This window comes from Chitinophaga sp. XS-30, assembly GCF_008086345.1.
GTDB lineage: Bacteria > Bacteroidota > Bacteroidia > Chitinophagales > Chitinophagaceae > Chitinophaga.
The window spans coordinates 5535342-5552362 of record NZ_CP043006.1 but is presented as its reverse complement, the minus strand read 5'-3'; the positions used below and the strand labels follow the sequence as shown (position 1 = coordinate 5552362).

The window sequence follows — 17021 nt, the reverse complement described above, 5'->3', positions numbered from 1 at the left end:
TTATAGCAATAACCTGCCGCAGATAATACCGGTTGCCACAGCGGCGTTAAGGGATTCTGCCTGGCCGATGCGGGGGATGGTGATATGATGGTGGCAAAGTTTCAATACAGCTTCGCTCAATCCCCGGGATTCGTTGCCGATGAGGATCAGGCCTTCGGTGATCTTCGGGGTCTGGACGATATTCTCTCCATGCAGGGTGGCGGCATAGGCGGGGATATGCTCATTGGCGGTCAGAAGGCCGGGAATGTCTTTCACGATAACAGGTACACGCATGGCGCTGCCCATGGTAGACTGGATGGTCTTGGCATTCCACGCATCCACACAATCCGGTGAGCAGATGATCTGGCGGATACCAAACCAGTCGGCTATACGAATGATGGTGCCCAGGTTGCCGGGGTCCTGGATCGTTTCCAGTACCAGGGTTACATGCCCCTGCAGCACCGGCTCGGAAGGGGGAGGAATATTGACCAGTGCAAGGGCCTGATGTGGGGTAGACAGGGAGGATAGCTGTTTGAGCACGGGAGGCGCTATTTCCTGAATGTCAATACCAGCAGCGCTTTCAGCCAGCGCACGATGATCAAGTAACCATTCTCTTGTGGCATAGACGGCTTGTACGCTTCGCCGGTCTGCCAGCAGTTCCTGCACGATCTTGTCTCCTTCCGCTATAAACTGGCCAAATTTTTGACGGTATTTTTTGTGCTGTAATGATTGAATATATTTAATTTGCGCCTTTGACAACATAGGATCAAACCTACAAGAAATCCGGCATTCGGCCAAGCAGGCAATACCCGTTAATTCAGGAATCAAGTGAAGAAAAAGTCATACCCGTCATATACATCTCTGCCGCTGCTGCCCGCGTTGCTGATGGTATGCCTGTTGTTAAATGCCTGCTCCAACACCCGTTATCTGCAGCAGGACCAGACGCTGCTGACCAAAACGAACGTTGTTATCGACGGCACATTGTCTTCTTCCGAAAAATCAGACCTGAAAAGCGACCTCTCCTCCAAATCCCTGATGCTGCAACAGCCGAATTCCAAGCTGCTGGGCTCCCGCCTGAAAGTATGGCTGTACAACCAGAAGTCATACGAAAAGAAGAGCAACTGGTTCTGGAACCTCATTCTTGCAGAGCGTAACCTGGAGGCCCCGGTGATCTATGACTCGGTGCGGACGGCCGAATCCGTTTCAAGAATGGTGTCTTACCTCAATAACCAGGGCTATTTCTATGCTACCGTAGATCATAAGGTGGATACCCGGAACAGGAAGACGGATGTTACCTATGAGGTGACTACCGGCAAGAACTTCGTCATCAAAAAGATCAATTACGATATTCCCGATACAGCCCTTCGCCATATCGTCAGGGAAGGAGAGAAGTTCTCCCTGCTGAAGGTAAGCGAACCCTACAAAGCCGAAAACCTCAATGGCGAACGCGAAAGGCTGACCAGATTGATCCGGGATGCAGGGTATTTCAAGTTCAACCGCGACCTGATCACGTTTACCGTAGATACCCTGAACAAATCACTCTTCATCGATCCGCTGAACCCCTTCTCCAGCATGCCCTCTGTATTGAGTGCAGACCAGAAGCCCACCATGGAGATCGATGTGGTGATCCGGAACCCGGAGGACTCCGCCACCGATCTTACCAAACTTTTCTATCTGCATGATATCTTCATCTATCCTGACTTTTCACCCAACGGGAATGTAAACGATACCACCTACAAAACCTTCTCGGGAAGGATACTGACGGTGAAGTATCATGAGGACATCATCCGCCCCAGAGTGCTGGCCCGCGCCATACAGCTCAGGAAGAACGAAAGATATTCCATCCAGAATTACAACAATACCGTTAACCGGCTGTATGACCTTAATCTCTGGCAGTTCGTTACGGTACAATACCGCGAGCGGACGGATACGGTGCAGAAGCTGGATGCCTATGTGCTGCTCACGCCCAGGAAGAAGCAGGAACTGAGCGCCAATATTGATGTAACAACGAGTAACGATTATCTTGTAGGTAGCGGCGTGACGCTTGGATACCGGCATTACAATGTCAGCCGCTCGGCGAATGAGCTGCATATTACCCTGAAGGGAGGCCTGGAAGTTGCGCGAAACGACAGGTTCGACCTGCAGGCCCGGGAGTATGGTGTGAATGCGGACCTGGTGCTGCCGCGTTTCATGTTGCCTTTCCGCCTGCGCCAGAACTACCGTTCCACGGCGAGGACCCGTATCTCTGCCGGCTGGAGCAACCTTACCCGTATCAGGAAGTTCGATATCCGGCAGCTGACAGCTTCGCTGGGATATGAATGGAATGAATCGCTGTACAAACGATGGATCGTGAAGCCGTTCATGCTGAATTATGTAGGAGTGGCGCTGACGAAGGAATTCCAGGATTCTGTCGTAACCCCGAACCCTTACCTGCGGCGCAGTTTTGAGCCGGCTTTCATTGGCGGAGAGGGGATCACCTATACTTTCAGCAATAACGATATCTTTCATAAACGTCAGAACTCCTATTTCCGCATCAACTTTGAAGAATCAGGGTTATGGCTGAAAGGGATCAACGGGTTGACCAACTGGGTGACCAGCGGCCGGGAAAGCCTGGAGACCCTGTCCACCGTAAATATTTCGCAGTTCCTCCGGCTGGAGCTGGATTACCGGCATTACTGGAATTACAGCAAATCCTCCGTGGCTACGCGTGCATACGCAGGTGTGGGCATCCCTTACGGGCAAAGCGATGTATTGCCTTACATCCGGCAGTTCACGTCCGGCGGCCCCAACAGTCTCCGCGCCTGGCGCCTGCGTACACTGGGGCCCGGTTCTTTCCGGGATACTTCTTCCATTGCCGAGATATTCCCGGACCAGACCGGCGACCTGAAGCTGGAAGGTAACGTGGAGTACCGTTTCAACCTGTTCCGTTTATTTGGCGGGAGCATGAACCTGAAAGGCGCCACATTCCTTGACTTCGGGAATATCTGGATGCTCAAACAGGATACTTTGAGAGCCGGTGCGGATTTTCGTTTTGACAATCTGTATAATGATCTGGCCATTGGTACCGGCGCGGGGTTGCGGCTGGACTTCACCTACTTCCTGATCCGTTTCGACTGGGGCATTCCGCTCAAGAAGCCCTATCCCACAGAAAAGAACAAAAGCGGCTGGTTCCTGAACCAATGGGCGCTGGGCGATGTGCGCTGGCGCAGGGAGAACATCATCTGGAACATAGCGATCGGTTACCCGTTCTGATGTGCCTGTTTATACTGCTCGATGAAATCCGTTACCTCCATGGCATCTTCCAGTTTGAAAAGGCCTATTCTCGTGCGGCAGAGGCTGCTCAGATGCGCTCCGCAACCTATGGCCGCACCGAAATCGTGCGCGAGGGAGCGGATATAGGTACCGGTGCTGCACTGCACCCTGAAATGTACGATGGGTAAGGCCACCTCAGTGATCTCGAAAGCATATATGGTAATGTTGCGTGGCTCCACCTTCACGTCCACGCCTTTGCGGGCGAGATGGTAAATGGGTTTCCCGTTTTGTTTGATCGCGGAGTGGATGGGAGGCAGCTGCTGCAATTCACCGGTGAACCGGTCGGCATACGCCTGTAATGCCGCTTTGTCCAGTTCGGGTACGGGCTGATGGTTCTCGGGGGTGGATTCCAGGTCGTACGTTGGTGTGGTAGCGCCTAGGGTGAATGTTCCGGTGTATTCCTTTTCCTGGGCCTGGTATTCGTTTATTTTCTTCGTCATTTTGCCGGTGCAGCAGATGAGGAGGCCGGTGGCCAGGGGGTCCAGTGTGCCGGCATGGCCTATTTTCGCCTTGGTGGTATTACGGATCTTGCGGACCACATCAAAGGAAGTCCATGTCAGCGGTTTGTTGATCAACAGCACAGCGCCTTCCTGGTAATTATTGGGTAAAGACATGTTGCAAAGATATTATTTTTCCTTCCGTTTAGTCGTGAGCGTTATCATCAGGCATCCGGTTTGCCGCAATGCCTGCAAGGTGTCTTTCGCGAAACGTGGGAGCCATCCGGTACAGGGCATCCGGTTTACCGCAATGCCTGCAAGGTGTCTTCCGCGTAGCAAGGGAGCCATCCGGTTTACCGCAATGCCAGCAACGCGTCTTCCGTGTAGCACGCGAGCCATCCGGTTCACCGCAATGCCCGTACGCTTTCCTGGTATTCCTGCATGAGCCGCTGCACGATCTCCTCTACGCTCAGTATCTCATCTACCATTTCCACGCTTTGTCCGGCGCTCCACAGCTGGTTGTAATGATTGGGTTTGATGGCCTTTTCCAGTTTTTTCATGCCTTTCATCTGCACCATCATCTTGAAGTATTTGCGGGTACGCGGGTTGCGGGACAGCCATTTTTCGAATCCGCTTTGCCGGTAGCCCATTTTTTGCGCCGCGGGGGTGTTGATGATATTGCAGGGCGTTCCGGAGAGTTTCTCGGTCAGCACAATATCTTCCATGCCATGGCTGATAATGGCGTTCTTGTATTCATCGCTGACGGTGGCTTCCCGGCTGGCAATGAACCGGGTGCCGATGGACACGCTGTCCGCCCCCAGCACCATGGCACTGGCGATCTGCTGACCGGTGGCGATGGCGCCTGCGGCGGTGACGGTCATATCCGGGAAGGCTTTTTTCAGGGCCGGTACCAGCACATGCATAGGGTAGGGGCCTGCATGGCCGCCTGCCCCCGCACATACGGCAATGAAGCCGTCGGCTCCGTTCTGGGCCGCTTTTTCCGCATGCTGCAGATTGGTCACGTCGCAGAGGACCCTGGCGCCGTAGCTGTGCGCCGCCTCGATCACATCCCGGGGATTTCCGAGGGAGGTGATGTAAAACGGCACTTTGGCCGTTACACAGGCATCCAGGTGTTTTTTATAGAGCGGATTTGTTTTCTGGACGATCAGATTGACCCCGTATGTGCCTTGCGGATGGCCGGCCTTGGCCTGGTTGAGCCTTTCCAGGAGGGCAGGCAGTTCGCCTTCCTTGCGGTAATTGAGCGAAGGGAAAGTGCCGGCAATGCCGCTGCGGATGGCGGCCAGCATCATCGGCTCATTGCTCACGAGGAACATGGGCGCCATGATGAGCGGGTGTTTAATGCCCAGGGTCTGTAAAAGTGTCTGGTTCAATGCGGATCTATTTGATGGGTGAGCGGTTCAGTTGCCGCGCCACGTATTTGCCCAGGATGTCAAATTCCAGGTTCACGGTGTCGCCGGGTTTGAGATATTGGATATTGGTATGCTGGTAAGTGTAGGGGATCACCGCTACCGAAAAGGCATCTTCCGTGATGTCGAACACCGTCAGGCTGATGCCGTTCAGGCAGATGGAGCCCTTTTCCACGATCAATCCCGCAAACTGCGATTGAAAACGGATGCGGTAAAGCCAGCTGCCGTCCTGCTCCGTCACAGACTCACAGGTGCCCGTTCCATCCACATGCCCCTGCACCAGGTGGCCGTCTACCCGGCTGTTGAGGACCATAGCCCTTTCCAGGTTTACGGAATAGCCCTGGCGGACAAGCCCTATATTGGATTTCTGCAGGGTTTCCGCCACTGCCACGGTGGTATATTGCTGACCATCCACCCGGGTAACCGTCAGGCAGACGCCATTATGCGATACGCTCTGGTCAACCTTCAGTTCCGGTGCTATCACAGCGCGGATGGTGATCTCCAGGTTACCTCCCGTTCTTTCCGCCGCCGTGACCGTGCCCATTGTTTCTATAATGCCGGTAAACATATTCTTGCTTAATATTTGAGGTCCAAAATTAGTCAATTACAGACGGAGATAAAGAGAAGTGACTTTTATTTGGATTTTGAGAATTTAGATGTATCTTTGCCGTCCGTAAAAATAAAGGAGAAATATGTTAATTATCGATTCTAAAGATTGCGAAAACATTGACAAGGCGCTCAAAAAGTATAAAAAGAAATTTGAGAAAGCGAAAATACTGCTGCAACTGAGAGCGCGTCAGTCATTTACAAAGCCATCTATCCGTCGCCGGACCCAGGTACTGAAAGCTGTGTACAAACAGCAGGTAGCTACCGGCAAGTTTGATGTATAATCACGATCAGCATTAAATCTAATACATAAGATTGATGATTGTAAGGTTTTCGATAACTTTACAGTCATCAATTTTTTTGTGTTGGTTATGAAAGAAGAACAGCCGCTACCTGCCTTTGCACAAGCTTTTCTGGCTTACCTGGAGCTGGAGAAGCGTTATTCCCCGCACACTGTGCTGGCTTACAGGGTAGATCTGGAGCAGTTCTTCGGATATCTGGAAAACACTTACGGGGATATTTCCCTGAAAGATATCCGGTATTTCCATATCCAGTCCTGGCTGGTCACCGGCCTTGCCCCGGGAGGGAAATCAGCTACAGCCGTCACGATCCGCCGCAAGATCTCCACCCTGAAATCCTTTTTCAAATACGCCGTCCGCAAGCAGCTGCTGGAGCAAAGCCCCATGGCCAAGGTGAATAGCCCGAAAATCCGCAAGCGCCTGCCGGTGTTCGTGGAAGAGAAAGGCATGCAGCAGCTGGAAGAGAATGCAGCTGCAGGCAAGCCCGTTTTTAGCGATGATTTCAAGGGCGCTACCGCCCGGCTGATCCTGGACCTGTTGTATCAGACCGGTATGCGCCGTGCGGAGCTGATAGGCCTTAAAATGCAGCAGGTGGATACCGGTAACCGGCAGCTGAAAATACTGGGCAAGGGCAACAAGGAACGTTTTGTTCCGGTAAGTTCCCCGCTCCTGGAGCAGATAGCCGCGTATGAAGCGCGGAAACGGCGGGAGATAGGGAGTCCAGACCTCGAACGTCTGCTGGTGAAGCCAAACGGCAAACCCCTTGACGAATCCTATGTTTACAAAGTGGTGAAAGCCGCTCTCAGCCAGGTCACCACGATCCGGAAGAAAAGTCCCCACATCCTCCGTCACACCTTTGCCACTCATCTGATGAATAATGGGGCCGACCTTAATGCCGTCAAGGAATTGCTGGGGCATTCCAGTCTCGCCGCCACACAGGTTTATACCCATAACACGATCGAGAAGCTGAAGAAGGTGCATCAGCAGGCACACCCCAAAGCCCGGTGATTTCCGCGGCAGTTTACATATGGTAAGGCATCAGTTCCCCAAATCCCTGACAAGCCTGCAGTATCTCTCTATTATATCAATATAAACATTTACAATTATTCCTGACGAAAGACAGTGCCGGTGTTGACGGCGCTCATTTGTTAAAGCGGGAAGAAGGGGTAACCTTGTGGTATTATACATTTTAACAAAATTTTTCCGGCGGAAATCGAAAAAGGTGGGAAAGTTCAGTAAATTAGTAAAGCCGAGACACTCATCTAAAAAATAGCCTATGAATGTTCGTTACTAACTTTAAATCAGATTGTTAAAAGTTAAAACTAAGTGCTATGAATGTTCAAATCCAAACTGTGCGTTTTGATGCTGACGCCAAACTCATTGATCATGTGAACAAAAGGATCCAGAAGCTCTCCACGTTTTATGACCGTATTGTTACCGTTGAAGTTTTTTTGAAGCTGGATCAGTTAGCCCATCAGATCAAGGACAAGATTGCCGAGATTAAGGTACACATTCCCCGCCACGATTTCTTTGTAAAGCACGAATCCAAATCCTTCGAAGAGTCAATAGACCTCGCATTTGACTCGCTTGTTACCCAGATCAAACGCCGGAAGGAGAAGAATTTACATTAATTTCCTAAAAATATTTTGGAATTAATTATCTCTTTACTACCTTTGCCATCCCGATTCAAAAAGGGATTGGTGAGGGTAGTAAAGTTCTTTACTGTAGGGCATTTTAGCCGACTTTTATCAGTAAAAAAGTTTGTGGTCCTGAAGTGAAAAAATATTTGTTTCTTAAAAAGATTACCATTTATTTTGCGCTTCCTTTTGAGAGGTTGTTAAACTTTTTCTTGACAGAAAAGCGCCAGCATAGCTCAGTTGGCCAGAGCTACTGATTTGTAATCAGTGGGTCGGGGGTTCGAATCCCTCTGCTGGCTCAGGCGTTCCGGACGGGTCCGGGCAAAGTTTTTTTAGTTGGGCAGGTTCCAGAGCGGCCAAATGGGGCGGACTGTAAATCCGCTGTCTTTCGACTTCACAGGTTCGAATCCTGTCCTGCCCACAAAACTTATTTTGTTCCGCTTTTGTTCAACAGGGGCGGAACAAACTTGTGCAAGAAAATGAGGAGGGGGGGATGAATGAGGAAGTGTACAGTGTTTTCATATGCGGGAGTAGCTCAGTTGGTAGAGCGACAGCCTTCCAAGCTGTAGGTCGCGGGTTCGAACCTCGTCTCCCGCTCTAAAAGAACCACTGCTGTTGTAGCTCAGGGGTAGAGCACTTCCTTGGTAAGGAAGAGGTCGTGAGTTCAATTCTCATCAACAGCTCAAAGAGATTTTAAAAAAGGGTTTTGCAGCAGCGGTTCCCGTTTAAAAGCTCGGGGATTTCCGGAGAAGTGTTCTCCCGGCGGATCCCGAAGGTTTCGGATACAGGTCACCGGTAAAGCGGTGTACGGTGTCCGAAATTTGAAGTTTAACTAAGCCGGTAAGCTCAATGGATGAGCGTTTCGCCAGTAAGCGGAAAGGAGCGGGTTCAATCCCTGTGACGGGCTCAAGTTTGTAAAACGTTTTTTAACAACTATAATACAATCTTTACAAACCATCTTAAAAAAAAATACAATGGCAAAAGAAACCTTTAAGCGGGATAAACCCCACGTTAACATTGGTACCATCGGTCACGTGGACCACGGTAAAACTACCTTGACTGCTGCCATTACGACAATTCTGGCAAACAAGGGCTTGGCTGAGAAAAGAGGATATGACGAGATCGATGCGGCTCCTGAAGAAAAAGAAAGAGGTATTACTATCAATACAGCCCACGTAGAGTACCAGACTTCTGCACGTCACTATGCGCACGTTGACTGCCCTGGTCACGCTGACTATGTGAAGAACATGATCACTGGTGCTGCGCAGATGGACGGTGCTATCCTGGTGGTTGCCGCTACTGATGGTCCTATGCCGCAAACCAAGGAACACATCCTCCTGGCCCGCCAGGTAGGTGTACCCCGTATCGTAGTATTCATGAACAAAGTAGACCTGGTAGACGATCCGGAACTGCTGGAACTCGTTGAGATCGAGATCCGCGACCTGCTGTCTTCCTATGGTTTCGATGGTGATAATGTGCCCATCATCCAGGGTTCTGCTACCGGTGCTCTCGCCGGCGACGAAAAATGGGTTGCAAAGATCGACGAACTGATGGAAGCCGTTGATACTTACATTCCGATGCCTCCGCGTCCGGTTGACCAACCGTTCCTGATGTCAGTGGAAGACGTGTTCTCTATCACCGGTCGTGGTACTGTTGCCACCGGTCGTATCGAGCGCGGTCGTATCAAAGTAGGTGAGAACGTTGAGATCGTAGGTCTGATCCCCGAGTCACTGAAATCTACCTGCACTGGTGTGGAAATGTTCAAAAAACTGCTGGACGAAGGTGAAGCTGGTGACAACGCCGGTCTGCTCCTCCGCGGTATTGAAAAAACCCAGATCCGTCGCGGTATGGTTATCTGCCAGCCCGGTTCCATCACTCCGCACACCGACTTCAAATGTGAAGTTTATGTACTGAGCAAAGAAGAAGGTGGCCGTCACACGCCGTTCTTCCAGAAATACCGTCCTCAGTTCTACTTCCGTACGACTGACGTTACCGGTGAGGTTGAACTGCCTGCAGGCGTTGAAATGGTTATGCCTGGTGATAACATCGGCCTGACCGTTAAACTGATCCAGCCGATCGCTATGGAAAAAGGTCTGAAATTCGCGATCCGCGAAGGTGGCCGTACCGTAGGCGCTGGTCAGGTTACCGAGATCCTGAAATAATCAGTAGCAATACTGAACAATAGTTGTGAGCTGAAAAAAACCATTAACCGGGCGGCGGTTAATCAATAGAAAGCTATCTTTGCTAAAGAGGAACTGCCATAGTTAATGGTTTTTTCATCACAACACACACGGGTATGGTGCAACGGTAGCATACGGGTCTCCAAAACCTTTGATCTGGGTTCGAATCCTAGTACCCGTGCTGAAAAATGAATTGCCGGAAGCTTGAATTGTTTGCATTTTGTCATCAGCAACAAACAATTCAGCCGCACGGCAATTTTTATCGTTCATATCAGGATAACTTATTACGATGAACAAAATCACGAATTATTTCAGAGAATCCTATCACGAGCTGGTTCATAAAGTATCCTGGCCCACCTGGCGGGAGCTGCAATCATCTACGATGGTCGTTCTCATCGCCACCATTATCATCACATTGATGGTTTGGGGCATGGATACCCTGTCTCACCTGGTATTAACGCAATACTATAAACTGTTTCAATAATGGAGGAAATCCACAAGGAAGAAGCCCAGGCTCCCGCCCAGGAAACGAAATGGTACGTACTGCGGGTAGTGAGCGGCAAAGAGAAGAAAGTAAAGGAATACCTGGATATTGAAGTCCGCCGCAGTGACTGGGGCAATGTCATTACCCAGATTTTCCTGCCGGTGGAGAAGGTATATAAAGTGCAGGCCGGTAAAAAAGTGATGCGCGAAAAGAACTTCTATCCCGGTTACGTGATGATCGAAGCCATCGACGGTAAAATGACCGATGAAGTGATCCAGTCCATCCGCCAGGTTTCCGGTGTGATCCACTTCCTCGGAAAGGAAAAGCCCATCGCGCTCCGCAAGTCCGAAGTCAATAAAATGCTTGGTAAAGTGGACGAGATATCCGATCAGGGCCTCACCATGAGCGAACCGTATATCATTGGCGAAACCATCAAGATCATCGATGGACCGTTCAACGACTTTAACGGTGTGATCGAAGAAGTGCTGGAAGACAAGAAGAAACTGAAAGTGACCGTGAAGATCTTCGGCCGCGCCACCCCGGTAGAGCTGAACTTCATGCAGGTAGAAAAGATCAGCTAACGCTGTGCATATAACTGGAAAAAGCCGCAAGCAGTAATGTTTGCGGCTTTTTTTGTCAGGTTGAACGGTTATTTGCGGGTGAGTGTCATCTCCATGGATTTGAATTCTGTTCCATCCGTCATCATATACATTTCCATGAACTGGGTATTATCATCTACCCATTTAAACACCTCCCTGACCAGTTGTTCCTTGCCGGAAACCGGATCGGTTGTTTTGCCGGTGAAGGTAATGGACCGGGTGGCATCATCCCATTTCCCTTCCAGGAACATGATACCGGAACCCATATTGTCCACCCAGGTGCTCTGGAACACCTTCTTCGCGTTATCATAACCGAGTGTGCTGATGCCCTCAAAAGGCTGTCCCGCAAAGCTGCTGACATGCCGGGATTCCTGATAGCGGCCGCCGAGGATCATTTTGTTGGTACAGGTGCCGGATTGAGTGCTGGGTGGAGCGCCGGGCGCCATCCAGAACTTCATTTCAGATTTCCATTCCCCGTCGCCCAAAGCCAGCATTTTATGCATGGAGCCGGGTGTCATGTAATCCATCCAGGCTTTTTCCGCCGCCTCGTCCTGCGCCAATACAGCGGTGGATGAGCAAAGAATGGAGATCAAAAAGAACAATGTATGTTTCATAATGGGGTGATTTTGAGGGAACGAAGTTACGGAATAGATGATTTTGCCGCTTTTTGTGCGGTGCGACATCTAATTTCCTGCGTTTGGTCGCGGCAGGCGGCTGTGGCGCATATTTTGATGACCGTTGGGTATGAGACAGCTACTTTTTCAGACAGGAGCGGTATGGCTGCTGCTAGGTTTCCTCGCCGGCTGTAAAACGCCCGTTTCCGGCGTTTTCGGAAAGCGCACACCGCACGAGGCATACACGGCGCGGCTCAGCGCAGCGGGGCTGGACGGGACCACCCTGGGCCGTCACTGGCTGGAGGCCGCCAGCCGAAGCCTGAGCCAGCCCTCCGTGGTGACGGCGCCCTACAGTGAGAACGGCTATTTCGCCGCCGACCGTCCCGGAGCTGTCGGCCTGCGTTTTCCGGCCAGAAGAGGGGAGAAACTGCAGATAAGCCTGGAAACCGTGCCTTCGGCCGGTTTCACCATTTATATGGACCTCTGGCGGGTGGATGGCAATACGAGTGAACTGAAGCTGCTGGCTGCTGCAGATACCTCTTCCCGCAGCCTTGAATACGAGGCCGATGGCAATCATTCCCTGTTGCTGCGCATTCAGCCGGAGTTGCTGGAAAGCGGGGAATATACGCTCAGCATCCGCACGGGCCCGTCACTGGCCTACCCGATCCGTGCGCCGGGGAAGAATCATATCCAGAGTTATTGGGGCGCTTCGCGCGATGCGGGTGCGCGCAGGCATGAGGGGATCGACCTTTTTGCGAAGTTCCGCACGCCGGTGGTGGCCGCAGCCGATGGAACCGTGACCAATGTCGGAGAAAGCAACCTGGGCGGGAAAACCGTTTGGTTGCGCCCGGCGGGGAAATCATTTGTCCTCTATTATGCGCATCTTGATGAACAACTGGTACAACAGGGGCAGCGGGTAAAGGCCGGGGATACGCTGGGCCTGATGGGCAATACCGGGAATGCCCGGACTACGCCCCCGCATCTGCACTTCGGTATTTATATGCAGGGCGGGGCGGTAGACCCGCTGGCTTTTGTGAACCCTGTGATAAAGGACCCTCCGGCTATCAGGGCCCCGGAAGGCCTTGCCGGGAAGACCGTGCGCATCCTGTCCGCAAAAGCGGGGATATACCCTGCCCCAAAAACAGATACAACGTCCATTTCCTTGTCCAGATACACGCCTTTAAGGGTAGAAGCCGCCACAGGGAACTGGTTGAGGGTACAGCTGCCGGACAGGCAAACCGGCTATATCAGCAGCACGGCGGTAACGGAACTGGACAAGCCGGTGCGCAACCGGAGGCTGACTGCAGCATCACCGCTGTGGGAAATACCGGACACCCTGTCCGCCCGGAAGGCCATATTATCTGCCGGGGAAACAGTGGCGGTGCTGGGAGCGTATGATGACTACTACCTTGTACGTTACAACGGCGGGGAAGAAGGCTGGATCCGGTGATCCGGTTCCCACTCCACCATCTTCAGGCAAACCGGTTTGGGTACGCTGACCTCGTGGCCCGTGGCTGTAAGCCGGCCCGTGGTCTTATTCCGTTTGAAGACCACGATATTGTTGCTGTCCTGGTTCGCTACCAGCAGATAACTGCCCGAGGGGTCGATCATGAAGTTTCGCGGGGATTTCCCTTTGGTGGACTGATGGCCGACCAGGCTCAGTTTCCCGCTACGGGCATCGATCCGGAAGATGGCAAGGTTATTCAGATCGCCACGGTTGCTCATATAGAGGAATTTGCCGTCCGGCGAAATATGGATATCCGCCCCGCTGGCGTTGTTGCCTTTATAGGAGGCCGGAGTGGAAGCTACCAGCTGGAAAGGAACGAGTTTGCCCGTAGCGTAATCGAAACAGGTGATATGCCCGCTGATCTCATGTACCACGTAGGCATACTGGCCGTTGGGATGGAAGACGAAATGGCGCGGGCCCCCTCCGGGGCGTATGCCCACAGCAGGAGGGGTGCCGGGCATGAGCGGCTGGAACGCATTCTCATAGTTGTAATTATATACTACGATCTTGTCGATCCCCAGATCCGTTACAAACAGCTGACAGCCGTCAGGAGAGAAGACCGCGGCATGAATGTGCGGCTCCTGCTGGCGGGACTCCACGATGCTGGAGCCGGTATGCTGTATGGTCTGCACCGGAGCGGCGAGGCTGCCATCTTCCTTTACAGGCAGCACGGACAGGCTGCCGCCGCCATAATTGCCCACGAGTACGTTTTTGGAGGCGCTGTCGATATTGATATAGCAGGGCCCTGCCCCTCCGGAAGGCTGTTCATTGAGGAGGGACAGCAGGCCGGTAGCCGGATCAAAACTGAAGGCATAGGCTCTGCCGTTCTCGCCGGATTCGCTCACCGCATATACATGTTTGCGATCCGGCGCAACCACCAGGAATGATGGGTTCTCCAGCCCGGAAGCGGTGCTGATGTGAACGAGTTCGCCGGTGGCGGGATCGAATCTGTAGACATAGATGCCTTCACTGCCGGTGTCCGTATAAGTGCCGGTAAGCAGGTAAGTGACGAGGGAATCAGCAGGTTGTTGCGCTGTAAGGCTGTCAGGGAGAGCGGTTGCCATCATGCTTAGGAGGATAAGAGTATTACGCATAAGTATGTAGGATTAGGCAATGTAAAAAGTACTACATCTGCGGGGTTTTTCAAAATGGGGGAATGTTGCGGAAGTGTTAATGCCCGTAAGGGGCTGAGTTTCATAATCAACGGACGCAGTGTTGCCGTTGCGGGAACCGGATTATTCCGTAAATTTGCGGCCGGCTGATTTATCGGAGAGGGGCGCGGTAGAAAACAGCTGTCAGTTTGATCCGGGATTTCATACAATCAATTCTTTTTTAATCCGTTATCCATTATTTTTGTTCAGAATCCACGGATAATAGCAAAAAAAATGCCGAACTCCAAACATTTTTTGCTATTAATTTATTATTTACCTACCTTTGCATCCCCCTTAAAGGGTCTTTTAAAGACTTTTGAGTTTTGGGAGTTTTTTCCCGGTCATACGGGAGGGAACGTTTCACCAAATTAAAACAGACATCATGGCAAAAGAGATCGCAACGTACGTGAAATTGCAGGTGAAAGGCGGCCAAGCCAACCCTGCACCTCCGATTGGTCCCGCTTTGGGTTCCAAAGGTGTGAACATCATGGAGTTCTGCAAACAGTTCAATGCCCGTACCCAGGACAAGATGGGTAAGGTATTGCCTGTTTTGCTGACCGTTTACACTGACAAATCCTTTGACTTTGTAATTAAAACGCCTCCGGCTCCCGTACAGTTGCTGGAAGCAGCCAAAGTGCAAGGTGGTTCTAAAGAACCTAACCGCAACAAGGTGGGTAAAGTTACCTGGGAACAGGTTGAGGCTATTGCAAAAGACAAAATGCCCGACCTGAACTGCTTTACGGTAGAAAGCGCCATGAGAATGGTTGCCGGAACCGCCCGCAGCATGGGTATTACCGTAGATGGTAAAGCTCCCTGGGAAAACTAATTTGTTCACCCTGTGCAAGCAGGTTAACTTTTAAATCATTTCACAAATGGCAACTAAGAATAGAAAGGTGGCTGACGTTAAGGTGGACAAAAACAAATCTTACAGCCTGAAAGAGGCTTCCACCCTCGTTAAAGACATTAACTGCACTAAATTCGACTCTTCCGTCGATTTACATATCCGCTTGGGCGTTGATCCCAAGAAGGCTGACCAGGCTATCCGTGGATCTGTAACGCTTCCCCACGGAACCGGCAAGACCAAGAAAGTGCTGGTGCTTTGCACGCCCGATAAAGAGGCCGCTGCGAAAGAAGCCGGTGCTGACCATGTAGGGCTGGATGAATTTATCCAGAAGATCGAAAGCGGCTGGACGGATATCGATGTGATCATCGCTACACCGGCCGTAATGCCGAAGATCGGTAAACTGGGCAAGATCCTTGGTCCCCGTAACCTGATGCCTAACCCGAAGACCGGTACTGTTACCAATGATGTAGCAGCAGCGGTGAATGAGGTAAAAGGCGGCAAGATCACCTTTAAAGTAGATAAAGCTGGTATCATCCATGCGTCTATCGGCCGTATTTCTTTCGCTCCTGAAAAGATCGAACAGAATTCACAGGAACTGATCAACGCGATCATCAAGCTGAAACCTTCTACCGCAAAAGGTATTTACCTGAGAGGTTTGTCTATGGCCAGCACAATGAGCCCGGGCATTGTAATTGACACTAAATCTGTTCAAAACTAATTGATAGGCCTGTAGGATTACAAGTTATCAATGCCAAACAAAAAGCAATGAACAAAGAGCAAAAAAATGAGGTAATTGAACTGCTGAAAGGCAAGTTCTCTCAATACAGCAACTTCTACATCACCAATACAGAGTCTCTGTCGGTAGCGCAGGTGAACCACCTCAGAAGGGTGTGTTTCGACAAGAATGTGGAAATGAAGGTGGCCAAGAACACCCTCATCAAAAAGGCGCTTGAAAGCCTGGACAACGAGAAATATGCAGGCGTGTACGAAGCCCTCAATGGTGTAACGGCCCTGATGTTCTCTGACAGCCCGAAAGAGCCTGCATTGATCATCTCAACTTTCCGCAAGGAAAATGCAAAACTGGAAAAACCCGTACTGAAGGCGGCATTTGTTGCTGATGAAGTGTACCTGGGCGATAACCAGCTGGCTAACCTGGTGAAGATCAAGACCAAGAACGAGCTTATCGGCGAAGTTATCGGTCTGCTGCAATCTCCCGCAAAACGCGTTATTGCTGCTTTACTGGAAAAGGCGAACAAAGAAGGTGGCGAAGTTGCAGAAGCTCCTGCAGCCGAGTAATCATCTTTATTCCGGATATTGTCCGGAACACAAAACAGGCTTCCAAGTCACAACATAAACACACAATTTTTAAAACACATTACAAAAATATCATACAATGGCAGACGTAAAAGCATTGGCTGAACAATTAGTAGGTCTTACAGTTAAAGAAGTTCAGGAACTCGCAGACGTACTGAAAAATGAATACGGTATCGAACCTGCTGCTGCTGCAGTTGTTGTAGCTGCTGACGGTGGTGGTGGTGCCGCTGCTGCTGAGGAAAAAACTGCATTTAACGTAATTCTGAAAGCTGCAGGCGCCAGCAAACTGAACGTAGTGAAAATAGTGAAAGACCTTACCGGTCTCGGTCTGAAAGAAGCCAAAGAACTGGTTGACGGTGCGCCGAAAGCCATTAAAGAAGGCGTAAGCAAGGCAGAGGCAGAAGATCTGAAAGCTAAGCTCACTGAAGCTGGTGCTGAAATAGAGATTCAGTAATTCTTTGTTTACGATACATCTTTTTAAGGTCAAAAGTGAAATTTCACTTTTGACCTTAGCCCTTTGGGAACGTGTCTTTTTTAAAGGTCAATAAATGGGGAAATCACTGGAAAGTGAGTTGGCTTTGAGACTGGAACACAATAAATTGGATGTATTTTGGCAAAGAATCCTTAATTT

Annotated in this window: 18 protein-coding genes and 5 tRNA genes; 17 read left to right on the top strand and 6 right to left on the bottom strand. The window is 50.8% G+C overall.

The window, feature by feature from the left end; genetic code table 11:
• Positions 1-741, bottom strand: a complete 741-nt coding sequence (locus FW415_RS22215) for an RNA methyltransferase (protein ID WP_148389313.1) — start codon at positions 739-741, stop codon at positions 1-3.
• A gap of 66 nt (positions 742-807) precedes the next feature.
• On the opposite strand from FW415_RS22215, the gene FW415_RS22210 reads away from it, so the two are divergent.
• Positions 808-3231 (top strand): BamA/TamA family outer membrane protein, encoded by a 2424-nt coding sequence (locus FW415_RS22210; protein ID WP_148389312.1) that lies wholly within the window; start codon positions 808-810, stop codon positions 3229-3231.
• On the opposite strand, the gene truB is transcribed toward FW415_RS22210, so the two are convergent.
• From truB to FW415_RS22195, 3 genes are all read right to left on the bottom strand, one after another.
• Positions 3219-3905, bottom strand: a complete 687-nt coding sequence (gene truB, locus FW415_RS22205) for a tRNA pseudouridine(55) synthase TruB (RefSeq protein WP_148389311.1) — start codon at positions 3903-3905, stop codon at positions 3219-3221. The two genes, FW415_RS22210 and truB, sit on opposite strands and share 13 nt — an antisense overlap.
• A gap of 227 nt (positions 3906-4132) precedes the next feature.
• A complete protein-coding gene (locus tag FW415_RS22200) occupies positions 4133-5119 on the bottom strand; it encodes a nitronate monooxygenase family protein (protein ID WP_246858832.1) in 987 nt (328 codons plus the stop codon).
• Positions 5120-5126: 7 nt separating this feature from the next.
• Complete coding sequence (locus tag FW415_RS22195) at positions 5127-5723, bottom strand: riboflavin synthase (protein WP_148389310.1); 597 nt, start codon at positions 5721-5723, stop codon at positions 5127-5129.
• Between the two features lie 124 nt (positions 5724-5847).
• Between FW415_RS22195 and rpsU the strand changes: the two genes are divergently transcribed.
• The 11 genes from rpsU (at position 5848) to nusG (ending at position 10942) form a co-directional block, all read left to right on the top strand.
• On the top strand, positions 5848-6045 hold the full coding sequence (gene rpsU / locus FW415_RS22190; RefSeq protein ID WP_148389309.1) for a 30S ribosomal protein S21: 198 nt from the start codon (positions 5848-5850) through the stop codon (positions 6043-6045).
• Positions 6046-6132: 87 nt separating this feature from the next.
• Positions 6133-7068, top strand: coding sequence for a tyrosine-type recombinase/integrase (locus FW415_RS22185; RefSeq protein WP_148389308.1), 936 nt, complete (start codon positions 6133-6135; stop codon positions 7066-7068).
• 323 nt (positions 7069-7391) lie between these two features.
• Entirely contained in the window at positions 7392-7691 is a 300-nt protein-coding gene (locus FW415_RS22180) for an HPF/RaiA family ribosome-associated protein (RefSeq protein ID WP_148389307.1), read from the top strand.
• A 231-nt stretch (positions 7692-7922) separates the two neighbouring features.
• Positions 7923-7996, top strand: a tRNA-Thr gene (locus FW415_RS22175).
• A gap of 39 nt (positions 7997-8035) precedes the next feature.
• Positions 8036-8118: transfer RNA gene (locus tag FW415_RS22170), tRNA-Tyr, on the top strand.
• A 103-nt stretch (positions 8119-8221) separates the two neighbouring features.
• Positions 8222-8294 (top strand) — tRNA-Gly (locus FW415_RS22165).
• A 14-nt stretch (positions 8295-8308) separates the two neighbouring features.
• Positions 8309-8380: transfer RNA gene (locus FW415_RS22160), tRNA-Thr, on the top strand.
• 291 nt (positions 8381-8671) lie between these two features.
• The gene (tuf, locus tag FW415_RS22155; RefSeq protein ID WP_148389306.1) at positions 8672-9859 is read left to right on the top strand and encodes an elongation factor Tu; all 1188 of its coding nucleotides are present in this window, start codon (positions 8672-8674) and stop codon (positions 9857-9859) included.
• 128 nt (positions 9860-9987) lie between these two features.
• Positions 9988-10058 (top strand) — tRNA-Trp (locus FW415_RS22150).
• 108 nt (positions 10059-10166) lie between these two features.
• On the top strand, positions 10167-10361 hold the full coding sequence (gene secE, locus FW415_RS22145) for a preprotein translocase subunit SecE (RefSeq protein ID WP_148389305.1): 195 nt from the start codon (positions 10167-10169) through the stop codon (positions 10359-10361).
• Positions 10361-10942, top strand: a complete 582-nt coding sequence (nusG, locus tag FW415_RS22140; protein WP_148389304.1) for a transcription termination/antitermination protein NusG — start codon at positions 10361-10363, stop codon at positions 10940-10942. The genes secE and nusG overlap by 1 nt, the downstream gene beginning before the upstream one ends.
• A gap of 68 nt (positions 10943-11010) precedes the next feature.
• Here the strand turns inward: nusG and FW415_RS22135 are convergent, their stop codons facing one another.
• Positions 11011-11574 carry a DUF1579 domain-containing protein gene (locus FW415_RS22135; protein ID WP_148389303.1) on the bottom strand — a complete coding sequence of 188 codons (564 nt, stop codon included), beginning with the start codon at positions 11572-11574 and terminating at the stop codon, positions 11011-11013.
• Positions 11575-11704: 130 nt separating this feature from the next.
• Between FW415_RS22135 and FW415_RS22130 the strand changes: the two genes are divergently transcribed.
• Positions 11705-13024, top strand: a complete 1320-nt coding sequence (locus tag FW415_RS22130) for a peptidoglycan DD-metalloendopeptidase family protein (RefSeq protein ID WP_148389302.1) — start codon at positions 11705-11707, stop codon at positions 13022-13024.
• Here FW415_RS22130 and FW415_RS22125 read toward each other — a convergent pair.
• Positions 12991-14148 carry a lactonase family protein gene (locus tag FW415_RS22125; RefSeq protein WP_210420773.1) on the bottom strand — a complete coding sequence of 386 codons (1158 nt, stop codon included), beginning with the start codon at positions 14146-14148 and terminating at the stop codon, positions 12991-12993. The genes FW415_RS22130 and FW415_RS22125 overlap by 34 nt on opposite strands.
• Positions 14149-14614: 466 nt before the next feature.
• Between FW415_RS22125 and rplK the strand changes: the two genes are divergently transcribed.
• The 4 genes from rplK (at position 14615) to rplL (ending at position 16844) form a co-directional block, all read left to right on the top strand.
• Positions 14615-15058 carry a 50S ribosomal protein L11 gene (gene rplK, locus FW415_RS22120; protein WP_146862159.1) on the top strand — a complete coding sequence of 148 codons (444 nt, stop codon included), beginning with the start codon at positions 14615-14617 and terminating at the stop codon, positions 15056-15058.
• A 46-nt stretch (positions 15059-15104) separates the two neighbouring features.
• Positions 15105-15794 (top strand): 50S ribosomal protein L1, encoded by a 690-nt coding sequence (rplA, locus tag FW415_RS22115; RefSeq protein ID WP_148389301.1) that lies wholly within the window; start codon positions 15105-15107, stop codon positions 15792-15794.
• Between the two features lie 47 nt (positions 15795-15841).
• A complete protein-coding gene (gene rplJ, locus FW415_RS22110; RefSeq protein ID WP_148389300.1) occupies positions 15842-16372 on the top strand; it encodes a 50S ribosomal protein L10 in 531 nt (176 codons plus the stop codon).
• A gap of 97 nt (positions 16373-16469) precedes the next feature.
• Positions 16470-16844: a 50S ribosomal protein L7/L12 gene (gene rplL, locus FW415_RS22105; protein WP_148389299.1), complete on the top strand. Its 375-nt coding sequence runs from the start codon at positions 16470-16472 to the stop codon at positions 16842-16844.
• Positions 16845-17021: the final 177 nt, after the last annotated feature.